This is a genomic window from Bradyrhizobium sp. AZCC 1577 (assembly GCF_036924575.1).
GTDB lineage: Bacteria > Pseudomonadota > Alphaproteobacteria > Rhizobiales > Xanthobacteraceae > Bradyrhizobium.
Genome location: NZ_JAZHRQ010000001.1, coordinates 3,230,726 through 3,246,750 on the forward strand (window position 1 = coordinate 3,230,726; position 16,025 = coordinate 3,246,750).

Genomic DNA, 16,025 nt, shown 5'->3' on the forward strand with positions numbered 1-16,025 from the left:
CGGCGTCGGCGCGGATACATTTGTGTATGCCTCGGGTGGCGGGGCGGACTTCGTCGGCGACTTCAACCGCGGCCAGGGCGACCGGATCGACCTGACCGGGATGGCCGGCATCTACAGCCTGGCGGATGTACAGTCCCGTGCCAGCCAGCAGGGCCCGAACACCCTGATCGACTTCGGCAATGGCGATAGCATCACGCTGGCCAACATCGCGGTCGGCAGCCTGGTCGCCGGCGACTTCGTGTTTGCGGCCAATGGCGCGCCGACCGACATTGCGCTGTCGAACACGAGCGTGGCGGAGAACAGTGCATTCGGCGCGGTGGTTGGTGCGCTGTCCGCGGTCGATCCGGATGGGGGCGACACGGCGACGTTCACGCTGCTCGACGATGCCGGCGGGCGGTTTGCCATCGAGGGCGGCAATCTGGTGGTGGCCGGCGCGCTCGACTATGAGAGCGCCACCTCGCACCAGGTGACGGTGCGGGTGACGGACTCCGCCAACAATACCTACGACGAGACCTTCACCATCGCGGTGACCGATGTCGCTGGCGTGACGCTGAGCGGCGACGACAATGCCAACACGCTGGTCGGCACGGCGGAAGCCGACACACTGAACGGGCTTGGCGGCAACGACCGGCTGCAGGGTCTGGGCGACAACGACGCGCTGGATGGCGGCACGGGCTTCGACCGGGCGGTCTATAGGGATGCCAGCGGCGGCATCACGGCCAATCTGGCCGCCGGCACGGTGAGCGGCGCCGGCATCGGCAGCGATACGCTGACGGGCGTGGAAGGCATCATCGGCAGCGATTTCGCCGATACCTTCAATGCGGCCAGCTTTACCGGCTCGACTGGGGTGGCGGGCATAGTTACCGGTCAGAACGAATTTGAAGGCCGAGGCGGCGATGACCTGATAATCGGAAGTGTCAACGCGTTAGGTCAAGCGGTGACGCGGACCTCCTATCTCAGCGCGACCAGTGCAGTGACGGTGGATCTCGCCGCGGGTACCGCGGACGGCGATGCATCCGTGGGCCACGACACGCTCTTGAACGTCAACTCGATTGTCGGGTCGTCGTACAACGACACGTTCTACGGCAGCAACAATGCCAACTTCACCTATGAGACCTACGAAGGTCGCGGCGGTGACGACTACATCGACGGTCGCGGCGGTTCTGATCAGGTGAACTACCAAAACGATCCGGATACGACGTCGGGCATCACCGTTCACCTTGCCGCGGGAACCGTGACGGGCGACGCCACGGTCGGCACCGACACGATCCGCAACGTGGAGGCAGCGCGGGGCACCAACTTCGACGACGTGTTCGATGCGACCGGCTACGGCCTCGCCGGCGCGCTCAACGTCAGCACCACCAACGGCAACTTCAACGACTTCGGCGGTCTCGGAGGTAACGACACCATCATCGGTAACGGCAATACCCGCCTCAACTATCAGGGTGCGGCCGGGAGCGTTTTGGTCGACCTCGAGACCAGCGCCGGCACGGCCATCACGGTTGCCGGTTCGGCCACCGGGGCCACGGAAGGCACCGACAGCTTCACGGGCGTCAACGCCGCTCAGGGTTCGATGTTTGGCGACACGCTGCGGGGCAGCAGCTTCAGCAACACGTTCACCGGGCTTGGCGGCGACGACTTCATCGACGGCCGGGGCGGGTTCGACACCGCGAGCTACAACAGCCTCAGCACCGTCACCAGCGGGGTGAACGTCAACCTGGCGGCCGGTACCGCCACCGGCGATGCCTCGATCGGCATCGACACGCTGCGCAACATCGAAGGCGTGCAGGGCACCATGCTGGCCGACAGCTTCAATGCCACCGGCTATGGCCTTGGAGGTGCACTGAACGTCAGCACCAGCAACGGCAACTTCAACCAGTTCGAGGGCCTTGGCGGCGACGATGCCATCACCGGCAACGGCAACACGCGGCTGGTCTATACCAACGCGACCGCGGGTGTGACGGTCGACATTGCAACCGGAACCGCCACCGGTGATGCCTCGGTCGGTACCGATACGTTTACCGGCGTCAACAGCGTCAATGGCTCGGCGTTTGCCGATACGATGCTGGGCACGGCCAATGGCGAAAGCTTCCTGGGCCTCGCCGGCAACGACACCATCGATGGCCGAGGTGGCTTCGATGCCGCCCAGTATAACGGCTTCAACACCACGGGTGGCGTCAGCATCGACCTGGCTTCCGGCGTCGTTACGGGCGATGTATCGGTCGGCGCCGATACGCTGCTGTCGATCGAATCGGTTCAGGGCACCAACTTTGCCGATACGTTTGTCGCCACCGGCTTTGGCGCTTCAAGCGCCAATGGCGGCAGCAATGATACTTTCAATACCTTCCAGGGACTGGGCGGCAACGACACCATCACGGGCAACGGCAGCACCCAGCTTCAGTATGGCAGCGCCACCGGCGCAGTGAATGTCAACCTGTCGACCGGCATTGCCACCGGCGATGCCTCGGTCGGCACCGACACCATCACCGGCGGCGTCAACAACGTCTTCGGATCCAACTTCGGCGATACGATCATTGGTAGCAGTGCCAACGACTTCCTTCACGGTGGCAACGCCGGTAACGACACATTGAGCGGCGGCATTGGCAATGACAACCTGACCGGCGGCATTGGCGCGGACACGTTTGTGTACGCCTCGGGTGGCGGGGCGGACTTCGTCGGCGACTTCAACCGCGGCCAGGGCGACCGGATCGACGTCACCGGCGTCAGCGGCATCTACAGCCTGGCGGACATTCAGGCCCACGTCACGCAGCAGGGTCCGAACACCCTGATCGACTTCGGCAATGGCGATTCCATTACGCTGGCCAACATCGCGGTCGGCAGCCTGGTCGCCAGCGACTTCGTGTTTGCGGCCAACGGCGCCCCGACCGACATTGCGCTGTCGGGGACGAGCGTGGCCGAGAACAGCGCGGCTAACACGATCGTGGGCTCGCTATCGGCGGTCGATCCGGATGGGGGCGACACGGCGACGTTCACGCTGCTCGACGATGCCGGCGGGCGGTTTGCCATCGAGGGCGGCAATCTGGTGGTGGCCGGCGCGCTCGACTACGAGAGCGCGACCTCGCACCAGGTGACGGTGCGGGTGACGGACTCCGCCAACAATACCTTTGACGAGACCTTCACCATCGCGGTGACCGATGTCGCTGGCGTGACGCTGAGCGGCGACGACAATGCCAACACGCTGGTCGGCACGGCGGAAGCCGACACGCTGAACGGGCTTGGCGGCAACGACCGGCTGCAGGGTCTGGGCGACAACGACGCGCTGGATGGCGGCACGGGCTTTGACCGCGCGATCTACAGCGACGCCACCGGCGGCATTGCGGCCAATCTGGCCGCCGGCACGGTGACCGGCGCCGGCGTCGGCAGCGACACGCTGACCAACGTCGAAGGCATCATCGGCAGCGATTTTGCCGACACCTTCGATGCGGCAGGGTTTGCCGTCGATATCGGCGTACCCGGTACGCCGGCCGGATTCAACGAGTTTCAAGGCAGGGGAGGTGACGACATCATCGTCGGCGCGGTGAACGGCTATGGTGCCGCGCTAACTCGCGTTTCGTACGTCGAGGCGACCTCCGGCGTCACCGTTGATCTCGCTGTTGGCACCGCTGATGGCGATGCATCCGTCGGCCACGATACCTTCGTTGGATCGGGCATTCTGGCCGTATGGGGCTCCGCCTTTAACGATTCGATTTATGGCGGCGACAACGCGTTTGGCACGATCGAGGTATTCGACGGGCGCGCGGGCAATGACCTTATCAATGGTCGCGGTGGATTCGATCGAGCCGACTACACGGACGCAGCGGGAAGCATCGTGGCAAACATGGTAGCGGGTACCGTAACCGGCGACGCCAGCGCAGGCACGGATACCCTCATTTCAGTTGAGGCCGTTCGTGGGACAAACTCGGACGACACTTATAACGCCAGCGGGTACTCCAATGGATCTTTCGGTACCTTCAACGAGTTCACGGGCAATGGTGGTAACGATACCATCGTAGGAAATGGCAACACGCGCCTTAGCTTTAACAACGCAACAGGTGCGGTTACGGTCGACCTGGCTGGCGGGTTCGCCAGCGGCGATGCGTCAGTTGGTAACGACACCTTCACCGGCGTAAACGCCGTGCAGGGCTCGATGTTTGCTGACACGCTTTCGGGTTCCGGCGGCAATGAGACCTTTACAGGCATTGGCGGCGACGACTTCATCGACGGTCGCGGCGGATTCGATACGGCAAGCTACAACAACATTTACCTGTCGAATGGCGGGATCAGCGTCAGTCTCGCCGCTGGTACGGTCACCGGCAATGCCTCGATCGGCACCGATACACTGCGTAACATCGAGGGCGTCCAGGGCACCATGCTGGCCGACAGCTTCAATGCCACCGGCTATGGCCTTGCCGGCGCGCTCAATGTCAGCACCAGCAACGGCACCTTCAACCAGTTCGAGGGTCTTGGCGGCGACGATGCCATCACCGGCAACGGCAGCACGCGGGTGCTCTACAACAACGCGACGGCGGGGGTAACGGTGACGATCGGCGCCGGCGGCGCCGGCTCGGCGTCCGGCGATGGCTCGGTCGGCACCGACAGCTTCAGCGGTGGCGTCAACAGCGCCATCGGCAGCAACTTTGCCGACAGCTACAACGCCTCCGCCTTCAACAACGGCTTCAACTCGTTTCAGGGCAATGGCGGCAACGACACCATTACCGGCAACGGCGCCACCCAGGTCCAGTATGGCAATGCCACCTCCGGCGTGACGATCACGATCGGCGCTGGCGGTGCCGGCTCGGCGTCGAGCGACGGCTCGGTCGGCATCGACACCTTCACCGGTGGTGTCAACAATGCGATCGGCGGTAACTTCGCCGACAGCTACGATGCTTCCGGCTTTATCGGGTTCAACTCGTTCCAGGGGCAGGGCGGCAACGACACCATCACCGGCAACGGCTCCACCCAAATCTTCTATGGCAGCGTCACTGGGGCGGTGAACGTCAATCTGGCCACGGGTATCGTCACCGGCAATGCCTCCGTCGGCACCGATACCATCACCGGCGGCGTCAACAACGTCTTCGGGTCGAACTTCGACGACGCCTTGATCGGCGGCTCGGGCGCTGATTTCCTTCACGGCGGCAATGGCGGCAACGATACGCTGAGCGGGGGCATCGGCAATGACAACCTGACGGGTGGCACAGGATCGGACACGTTTGTCTATGCTTCGGGCGGCGGGGCGGATTTTGTCGTCGACTTCAACCGCGGTCAGGGCGACCGGATCGACGTCACCGGCGTCAGCGGCATCTACAGCCTGGCGGACATCCAGTCCCGCGCCACGCAGCAGGGTCCGAACACCCTGATCGACTTCGGAAATGGAGACAGCATCACGCTGGCCAACGTCGCAGTCGGCAGCCTGGTTGCCAGCGACTTCATCTTTGCGGCCAACGGCGCGCCGACCGACATCGGCCTGTCAGCCACCAGCGTGGCCGAGAACAGCGCGGCCAATACGGTCGTGGGTTCGCTGTCAGCGGTGGATCCGGACGCCGGCGATACCGCCAGCTTCACGCTGGTTGACAACGCCAATGGCCTATTCGCCATCAACGGCGGCAACCTGGTCGTTGCCGGCGCGCTCGACTATGAGACCGCGACCTCGCACCAAATAACGGTACGGGTGACGGATTCCGCCAACCACAGCTACGACAAGATCTTCACGATCGACGTCACCGACGTGGCGGGCCTCACGGTGAATGGCGACGGCAATGCCAACACCTTGGTGGGCACGGCGGAAGCCGACACGCTGAACGGGCTTGGTGGCAACGACCGGCTGCGGGGCCTCGCCGACAACGACCTGCTCGATGGCGGAACGGGCTTCGATCGGGCGATATATACTGACGCCACTGGCGCCATCACCGTCAATCTGGCGGCCGGCACCGTCTCTGGGGCGGGGGTCGGCAACGACACGCTGACGAATGTCGAAGGCATCGTCGGCAGCGACTTCGCCGATACCTTCAACGCTGCGGGCTTTGTGGGGTTGACTGGACTGCCCGGCGTAGCTGCCGGCACCAGCGAGTTCGAGGGCCGTGGCGGCGACGATCTCGTGATCGGTGCCATCAATGCGCAGGGCCAGGTGCTCACCCGGGTCGCCTATCTCGGCGCAACGGGTGCGGTCACTGTGGATATCGCTGCCGGGACGGCGGACGGCGATGCTTCCGTCGGCCATGACACGATTTCCAATATTTCCACGGTCTGGGGATCGGCGTTCAACGACACGCTGCGTGGCAGTGACAATGCATTCGCCACTTTTGAGACTTACGAAGGCCGCGGCGGTGATGACTACATCGATGGCCGCGGCGGTTATGACCAGGTCACTTACAACAACGATCCGACGACCACATCCGGGATTACTGTTCAGCTAGCCGCGGGCACCGTGACGGGCGACGCCACGGTCGGCACCGACACGATCCGCAACGTGGAGGCGGCGCGGGGAACCAACTTCGACGACGTATTCGATGCGACGGGCTTCGGGGGCGCCGGTGCTCTCAATGTCGGCTCGTCCGGGACGTTCAACGACTTCGCCGGCGCCGGCGGCAACGATACGGTTATCGGCAACGGCAACACCCGGCTTAACTACTCGCTCGCGGCCGCCAGCGTCACGGTTGACCTCGAGACCAGTGTGATCGGCACCACCAATGCGATTACCGTAGTCGGCATCGCGTCTGGTGCGACCGAGGGGACCGACAGCCTTACCGGCGTCAACGCTGTTCAAGGATCAACGTTTGCCGATACCCTGCTGGGAAGCAGCTTCAACAACACCTTCATCGGTCTCGGCGGCGACGACTATATCGACGGCCGTGGCGGCTTCGACACGGCAAGCTACAACAGCCTGGGTCTTGCGACGGCCGGGGTAAGTGTCAATTTTGCTGCCGGCACGGTGATCGGTGATGCCTCGATCGGCACCGACACGCTGCGCAGTATCGAAGCCGTTCAGGGCACCAACTTTGCCGATTCGTTCAATGCCACCGGCTTTGGCCTAGCCGGCGCACTCAACGTCAGCACCAGCAGCGGCAACTTCAACCAGTTCGAGGGGCTTGCTGGCAACGACAGCATCACCGGCAACGGCAACACGCGGCTGATGTATACCAATGCCACCGCGGGGGTGACGGTTGATCTTGCCGCCGGCACCGCCACCGGCGATGCCTCGGTCGGCACCGATACCTTCACCGGCGTCAACAGTGCAACCGGCTCGGCATTTGCCGATGTGCTGTCCGGAAGCGGAAACGGAGAGAACTTTACAGGTCTTGCCGGCAATGACGTCATCGATGGCCGGGGTGGCTTCGATACCGCGATCTATAACGGATTCAATACGACAGGCGGTGTCAACATCGACATGGCTTCCGGCACAGTGACCGGCGATGCGTCGGTTGGCACCGATACCCTGCTGTCGATCGAGTCGATTCAGGGCACCAACTTTGACGATATCTATGTCGCCACCGGCTATGGCACCTCGGGCACCAACGTCGGCGACAACGGCACCTTCAACCAGTTCCAGGGTTTGGCCGGCAACGACACCATCAGCGGCAACGGCAATACCCAGATCCAGTTCAACAACGCCACCGGCGGGGTCAACGTCAATCTTGCGACCGGTATCGTTACCGGCGACGCCTCGGTCGGCACTGACACGATCACCGGCGGGGTCAACAACGTCTTCGGATCCAGCTTCGGCGACATCCTTGTTGGCAGCAGCGCCAACGACATCTTGAATGGCGGCAACGGCGGCAACGACATCCTCAACGGCGGCGGCGGTGCTGACAATCTCTCCGGCGGCATCGGCGCGGACACGTTTGTGTACGGCTCGGGCGGCGGGTCGGATTTTGTCAGCGACTTCAACCGCGGTCAGGGCGACCGGATCGATGTCACCGGTGTGAGCGGCATCTACAGCCTGGCGGACATCCAGTCCCGCGCCACGCAGCAGGGTCCGAACACCCTGATCGACTTCGGAAATGGAGACACCATCACGCTGGCCAACGTCGCAGTCGGCAGCCTGGTTGCCAGCGACTTCATCTTTGCGGCCAACGGCGCGCCGACCGACATCGGCCTGTCAGCCACCAGCGTGGCCGAGAACAGCGCGGCCAATACGGTCGTGGGTTCGCTGTCAGCGGTGGATCCGGACGCCGGCGATACCGCCAGCTTCACGCTGGTTGACAACGCCAATGGCCTATTCGCCATCAACGGCGGCAACCTGGTCGTTGCCGGCGCGCTCGACTATGAGACCGCGACCTCGCACCAAATAACGGTACGGGTGACGGATTCCGCCAACCACAGCTACGACAAGATCTTCACGATCGACGTCACCGACGTGGCGGGCCTCACGGTGAATGGCGACGGCAATGCCAACACCTTGGTGGGCACGGCGGAAGCCGACACGCTGAACGGACTTGGCGGCACCGACCGGCTGCAGGGTCTTGCTGGCAACGACCAGCTCAACGGCGGGCTTGGCTTTGACCGGGCGATCTATACCGACGCCACTGGCGCCATCACCGTCAATCTGGCCGCCGGCACGGTCTCCGGCGCGGGTGTCGGCAATGACACGCTGAACAGCGTCGAAGGCGCCGTCGGCAGCGACTTCGCCGATACCTTCAATGCAACGGGCTTTACTGGCGTGAACGGCAACCCGGGTTCGACCATCGGCTTTAACGAGTTCGAGGGCGGCGGCGGCGACGATGTCGTCATCGGTGGCATCAACGGGCAGGGCCAGGCGCTGACGCGGGTGTCCTATCTCAGTGCGACGGCCGCGGTCACGGTGGACATCGCGGCCGGAACGGCGGATGGCGACGCCTCGGTCGGTCATGACACGATCTCGAATGTCAACGCGATCTGGGGATCGTATCTCAACGATACCTTGCGTGGCAGCAACAACGCCTTTGCCACCTATGAGTTGTTCGAAGGCCGTGGCGGTGAGGATTTTATCGATGGCCGCGGCGGTTATGACCAGGTGACTTACAACAGTGATACGGCCACCACGTCGGGGATTACCGCCCTTCTGGCAGCGGGAACCGTGACCGGCGATGCCACGGTCGGCACCGATACGATTCGTGGTGTCGAGGCCGTGCGCGGCACCAGCTTCGACGACGTCTTCGATGCGACGGGCTTCGGGGGGGCCGATGCTCTCAATGTCGGATCGTCCGGGACCTTCAACGACTTCGCCGGCGGAGGCGGCAACGATACGGTCATCGGCAACGGATTTACCCGTCTCAACTATTCGAACTCAATCGGCGCAGTCACGGCCGACCTTGAAACGAGCGCCATCGGTACCACCACGGCGATTACTGTTGTCGGCACCGCCACAGCGGCCGGCGAGGGGACCGACAGCCTGACCGGCGTCAACGCGGTACAGGGTTCGGTATTTGCCGATACGCTGCTGGGAAGCAGCTTCAACAACACCTTCACCGGTCTCGGAGGCGACGACTATATCGACGGCCGTGGAAACTTCGATACGGCAAGCTACAACAGCCTGGGCCTTGCAACAGCCGGGGTGAACGTCAATCTGGCCGCCGGCATTGCAAGCGGCGATGCCTCGATCGGCACCGACACGCTGCGCAGCATCGAAGGCGTCCAGGGCACCAACTTTGCTGATACGTTTGATGCCACGGGCTACGGCCTTGCCGGCGCGCTCAACGTCAGCACCAGCAGCGGCAACTTCAACCAGTTCGAGGGCCTTGGCGGCGATGATACCATCACCGGCAACGGCAACACGCAGGTGGCCTTCTTCAATGCAACGGGTAATGTGTCGGTCGATCTGCAGGCCGGCTCGGCCACCGGCGATGCATCGGTCGGACACGATACGTTCATCGGCGTCAACAGCGTCATTGGGTCGATCTTCAACGACACCTATGTGGCGACCGGATTTACCGGTACCAGCGCCGCTGGCTCGTTCGGCACGTTCAATCAATTCAAGGGCCAGGGCGGCGATGACACCATCACTGGCAACGGCAACACGCGGATCGTCTTCTCCAATGCTACTGGCGGCGTGACGGTTGATCTCGCCACTGGCAACGTCAATGGCAATGCCTCGGTCGGACACGACACCATCACCGGTGGCGTCAACGGCGTCTTCGGCTCGAACTTCGGCGATACCTTGACCGGAAGCTCAGGCAATGACTTCCTGAACGGCAACGGCGGCAACGACACCATCAACGGCGGCGGTGGTGCAGATAATCTCTTCGGCGGCGTCGGCGCGGACACGTTTGTGTATGCGACGGGTGGCGGGTCGGACTTTGTCGGCGACTTCAACCGCGGTCAGGGCGACCGGATCGACCTGACCGGGATGGCCGGCATCTACAGCCTGGCGGATGTGCAGTCCCGTGCCAGCCAGCAGGGTTCGAACACCCTGATCGACTTCGGCAATGGCGATACCATTACGCTGGCCAACATCGCGGTCGGCAGCCTGGTCGCCAGCGACTTCGTGTTTGCGGCCAATGGCGCGCCGACCGACATTGCGCTGTCGAATACCAGCGTGGCGGAGAACAGCGCGGCTGGCACGGTGGTCGGTGCGCTGTCGGATGTCGACCCGGATACGGGCGACACGGCGGTCTACACGCTGCTCGACGATGCCGGCGGTCTGTTTGCGATCGAGGGCGGCAATCTGGTGGTGGCCGGCGCGCTCGACTACGAGAGCGCAACCTCGCACCAGGTGACGGTGCGGGTGACGGATTCCGCCAACAACACTTACGACGAGACCTTCACTATCGCGGTGACCGATGTCGCCGGCGTGACGCTGAACGGGGATGGCAACACCAACACGCTGGTCGGCACGGCAGAGGCCGACACGCTGAACGGGCTTGGTGGCAACGACCGCCTGCAGGGTCTGGGCGACAACGACGCGCTGGATGGCGGCACGGGCTTCGACCGAGCGATCTACAGTGATGCCACCGGCGGCATCACGGCCAACCTGGCGGCCGGCACGGTCACCGGGGCCGGCGTCGGCAGCGATACGCTGACGGGGGTCGAAGGCGTCATCGGCAGCAACTTTGCCGATACGTTCAATGCCGCCGGGTTTACCGGCTCCACCGGCCAGCCGGGTGTGGCGGCCGGCCAGACCGACTTCGAGGGCCTGGGCGGCGACGACGTCATCATCGGCTACATCAACGCGCTGGGGCAGTCGGTCACGCGGATCAACTATCTCAGTGCCACGGGCGCGGTGACGGTGGATATTGCGGCTGGAACCGCTGATGGCGATGCCTCGGTTGGCCACGACACGTTCTCGAACGTGGCGACGGTCTGGGGCTCTGCCTCCAACGACACCATCTACGGCAGCAACAATGGCAACTTCACCTATGAGACGTTTGAGGGCCGGGTTGGTGACGACTACATCGACGGCCGTGGCGGTTATGACTCGGTGACCTACAACAACGATCCGGCGATCACGTCGGGCATCGTTGTCCACCTGGCAGCCGGAACGGTGAACGGCGACGCCTCTGTCGGCACCGACACCATCCGCAACGTGGAGGCAGCGCGAGGCACCAACTTCAACGACGTGTTCGATGCGACCGGCTACGGCCTTGCCGGCGCGCTCAATGTCAGCACCACCAACGGCAACTTCAACGATTTTGGCGGAGCCGGCGGCAACGATACGATCATCGGCAACGGCAACACCCGCCTCAATTACCAGGTTGCGGCGGCCAGCGTCACGGTCGACCTCGAGACCAGCGCCGGCACGGCCATCACGGTCGCCGGCTCGGCTACGGGGGCCACGGAAGGCACCGATACCTTCACCGGCGTCAACGCCGCACAGGGTTCGATGTTTGGCGACACCCTGCGGGGCAGCAGCTTCAGCAACACGTTCACCGGGCTTGGCGGCGACGACTTCATCGACGGCCGGGGCGGGTTCGACACCGCGAGCTACAACAGCCTCAGCACCGTCACCAGCGGGGTGAACGTCAACCTGGCGGCGGGTACCGCCACCGGCGATGCCTCGATCGGTGCGGACACGCTGCGCAACATCGAGGGTGTGCAGGGCACCATGCTGGCCGACAGCTTCAATGCCACCGGCTATGGCCTTGGAGGTGCACTGAACGTCAGCACCAGCAACGGCAACTTCAACCAGTTCGAGGGTCTTGGCGGCGATGATGCCATCACCGGCAACGGCAGCACGCGGGTGCTCTACAACAACGCGACGGCCGGGGTGACGATTACACTCGGCGCCGGCGGCTCGGGCTCGGCGCAGGGGACGGCAGCAGGCGATACAGCCACTGTTGGCACCGACAGCTTCGGCGGCGGCGTCAACAGCGCCATCGGCAGCAACTTTGCCGATAGCTACAACGCCTCCGGCTTCAACAACGGCTTCAACTCGTTCCAGGGCAATGGCGGCAACGACACCATCACCGGCAACGGCGCCACCCAGGTCCAGTACGGCAACGCCACTTCCGGCGTGACGATCGCGATCGGTGCCGGCGGCGCCGGCTCGGCGGCAGGCGATGGCTCGGTTGGCACGGATACCTTCACCGGTGGTGTCAACAGCGCGGTCGGCGGCAACCTGGCGGACAGCTACGATGCCACCGGCTTCGTCGGGTTCAACTCGTTCCAGGGGCAGGGTGGCAACGACACCATCACCGGCAACGGCAGCACCCAGGTCCAGTATGGCAGCGCCACATCCGGGGTGAACGTCAACCTGGCGACCGGCATTGCCACCGGCGACGGTTCGGTCGGCACCGACACCATTATCGGCGGGGTCAACAATGTCTTCGGATCGAACTTCGGCGATACGATTACTGGCAGCAGTGGCAACGACTTCTTGAACGGCAACGGCGGCAATGACACCATCAACGGTGGCGGCGGCAATGACAACCTGAACGGCGGGGCGGGCAACGATAACTTTGTGTTCGCAGCATATTCGACGGCAGGTGCAACCCTCACAGACTTTGCTGGTAATGGCGGCGCTGCTGGAGACACGCTCGAGTTCCACGGGTTTGGCCTGGCGGCGGATGGCGCGACCTTTACGTTCCTTTCAGGCAATCAATGGCAGGTGCACTCTGGTTTGGATGGGCACGATGAGATCATCACTCTCAATGGCAGTATCCATGCGAGTGACTACCAATTTTTGAACTAGGCTGCTGACCTCGCTCGTTCCTGGGAGGCCCGCATTGCGGGCTGCCGCATGGTGGCTTCGCCTGATTGCGAGGGTTGACGAACGGTCCTAATGCGAAGGATTGGATCAGGTATCGTAGGTTCGGCTGGTGGGAAAAGGCGGCAGCGCTCCCCTGATTCGTCTCAACGGCCCACAGTCTCGCTCCGCTCTGCAGCGTCGCTGTTTGCACCAAAGTAGGAAAACTGTCGGCTCGTTGCCTCGCCGGCCTCGGAACTGCTATTCTGACAAGGAGAAAACCCATTGCCGGTTCAATGCAGGTTGGACGATGCATTTGGAATAGGCATAGAAGTCATACGCCTCTTAATCAGCGGGTCCCAGGTTCGAGCCCTGGTGCACCCACCAAGCCCTTCAAAGGCCTGGGGACCTCTCGCGACGGCCATTCAAGACCCTGCTGATGTGCGCTCATTGGTGGGGCCGATGCCACCAAACCAAGCCGTAATAGATCACTTGAGCAAGCAGCGCGGCAATGAAGCCGGCCGGGTAGCCGATCCAGATGCCGTCCAGCCCGATCCAGCGGAAGAGCAGATACGCGATGGGCAGTTGGACCAGCCAGATCGCGGCAATCGTAATGCCCGCCGGTCACAGCACCACGCCGGTCGATCGCATGACGCCCGCGAGGACGTTGCCGATTCCGAACAACAGATAGCTCCAGAGCGCAATCAGCAGGGCGCGGCTGGCGATCGACCGCGTATCGGGATCGGTCATGAACCACGAAAGCACAATCTGCGGGTACAGGCAGATGAGGCAGATCACCGGCGCTCCAATCAGAACGTTCAGCACCGTCGCAATCCGCGTGATTGCTCCGAGCCGATCGGCTCGTCGCGCACCGATCGCTTGCGCCGCAAACGCCGTGGCGGCAAGCGCGACACCCTGCATCGGCGCAAGCAGATACCCGACCACCTGGTTGACGGCCCCGTAAGCGGCCTTCGCGCTCGATCCGAAAGCGTTAACGAGAAAGACCACTACCACTTCGGACAGCGAGGCCATCGCCATCTGTGGTAGGCCATGAGGGCTGGAAGCGATATCGCGCAGGCCACGAGATTGGCCCACGGGGCGCTCGTCACCGCAAGCTTCGGCAGCCCGGACCACCCTTCGATCAGGGTCGGCGTCAGTTCCAATAGCGGGCGGCGTCCACCAATGTCGTCCCGGAAGACCGCTCCTGTCGGCGGGTCGATGGCGACGCGCGGCGTCCTGAAACGGCGCGGCGCCCGAACTTCGTTCAGCTCTGGCGCGGCCTTGAAAGCACCTATAGGCGCAAACTGCATCTGCCGAGGATAACAAGAAGAGTTTTGCAAATGTCTCAGAAGTGGCCGGAAATAGCCGGATCAAAATGTTGGGGGTTTGCAAAACTAGGTGAGAGATTTCAACGGCCTAGCAAGGCGACCCGTCGTGGAACTGTACCAACCGAAATGGCTGAACTTGTCTTTGGTGACCATGGTTCAGGTCGCCGGAGAAGTGGGGTTTTGCTTTTTCGGTGCCTGGGCGGCGCCAACCGCACTCAACGCCGCTGCCTCCGCTTCAATACGTTCGATGACGGCCTCGAAGTGGGTGAGGAAGTAGGCGGAGATGATGAGCCACTGGTGGTCTGCGGTCGGGTCGGGACCGCTGTCGCTGAAATAGGCCACGTCCTCCGGATTGGTCATGCTCGCGAAAAAGCCCACCGCGCCAATCCCGCAAGGCGATTTCGAGGGCGGGTCCAATCGCATCTCAAATCGCCACAATCAGCGAATGTCGGTATCGGTGGTTGCGCGTCCCTGATTTGAACCTGTCAGTCGATGGCGTTGTGCAGCTGATCCTTCGATCGGGTCTCACCGTGGTGCGCAACGCGCATAGGCGGCGATCTAAACAGCCGTTCGTGCCCTGCGTTGTCCGAGGCTTGGTGAGTCCGTGATGAGCTTCGCTTCTGATTGTCAGCAGGCATCCAGATCGGGGCTCAATGTTGTTGGCGCGCCACATCATGCCCGCAGCACAACCTCCGCGTCCCTCAAGCTGATTTGTGCAGACGGCGATGCTCGGGGAAATACCACCGCATGACGTGTCGCAGACTGTCCGAATCTCCGCGCGCCCAGTTGCGCATGATCTCGCAGCCGAAGGAGATCGCAGTGATGGGTTTTGCCCCCGCCTTAATCATTCGGTCAAACGCGCGCTCGTGTGCGGTGGGCGAGATGCCGCCCACAGCGTCGGCAACCGGATAGACCTCGTAGCCTTCGGCCAGCATGTCGAGGGTCGGAAAGGTCAGGCAGACCTCGGTCCAAAGCGCGGCGATGACGACCTTGCGCCGCCCCGTGCCTTGGACGGCCTTGCGGAAGTCCTCGTCCTCCCAGGCATTGACGCCCGTGCGGTCGATCTCTTCCACTCCCGGCAGAGCCTCGCGGATCGCCGGAATCGTGCCTTCGTTCACGCCCATGTCCACTGCGACCGTCGAGAGCACCACGGGGATATTGTAGGCTTGCGCGAGTTTGCACAGCGCAACCACATTGAGGGTGATCTCCTCACGGGAGGATGAGGTCACGGTCGAATATTGCTCAGGCTGGTAGTCGATCAGAACCAGAACGCAGTTTTGCGGGGTCAGAAGATGATCTGCCTTGGGGTCGCGGACGGGCTCGGGCTGGGTCTTTGCCACGTTGTTCTCCTTCGAGACGAAGTGAAGCGGTCGTCATTGATGATTTAAACCTATATCAGACACAATCACATAGCGGTTCCTGTTTCCTCCTCTCCAGCGCACCCGACACGATTCGAACCTGACCTCCACCTTCGGAGGGTGGCGCTCTACGTGCATCTTTTTGCTTACGCGGTGCTTACGCAGATTTCTTGCGAGTGGGAAGCGACGAACAACGTGTGGCAAGCAGCGGAGCGTCGTTCAGTAGGCAACAGCGTCCCCATA

General features: G+C 63.0%; 4 protein-coding genes. 1 reads left to right on the forward strand and 3 read right to left on the reverse strand.

The annotated features are described in order from the left end of the window. Window positions 1-22: 22 nt before the first annotated feature. A complete protein-coding gene (locus V1278_RS14940; RefSeq protein WP_334381278.1) occupies window positions 23-13,102 on the forward strand; it encodes a beta strand repeat-containing protein in 13,080 nt (4,359 codons plus the stop codon). Between the two features lie 618 nt (window positions 13,103-13,720). Here V1278_RS14940 and V1278_RS14945 read toward each other — a convergent pair. The 3 genes from V1278_RS14945 to V1278_RS14955 all read right to left on the reverse strand — a co-directional run bounded on the left by V1278_RS14945 (window position 13,721) and on the right by V1278_RS14955 (window position 15,764). Beyond that, the gene (locus V1278_RS14945; protein WP_334381279.1) at window positions 13,721-14,191 is read right to left on the reverse strand and encodes an MATE family efflux transporter; all 471 of its coding nucleotides are present in this window, start codon (window positions 14,189-14,191) and stop codon (window positions 13,721-13,723) included. A gap of 389 nt (window positions 14,192-14,580) precedes the next feature. Beyond that, the gene (locus V1278_RS14950; RefSeq protein ID WP_334381280.1) at window positions 14,581-14,802 is read right to left on the reverse strand and encodes a hypothetical protein; all 222 of its coding nucleotides are present in this window, start codon (window positions 14,800-14,802) and stop codon (window positions 14,581-14,583) included. 323 nt (window positions 14,803-15,125) lie between these two features. After that, complete coding sequence (locus tag V1278_RS14955; protein WP_334381281.1) at window positions 15,126-15,764, reverse strand: hydrolase; 639 nt, start codon at window positions 15,762-15,764, stop codon at window positions 15,126-15,128. Between the last annotated feature and the right edge of the window lie 261 nt (window positions 15,765-16,025).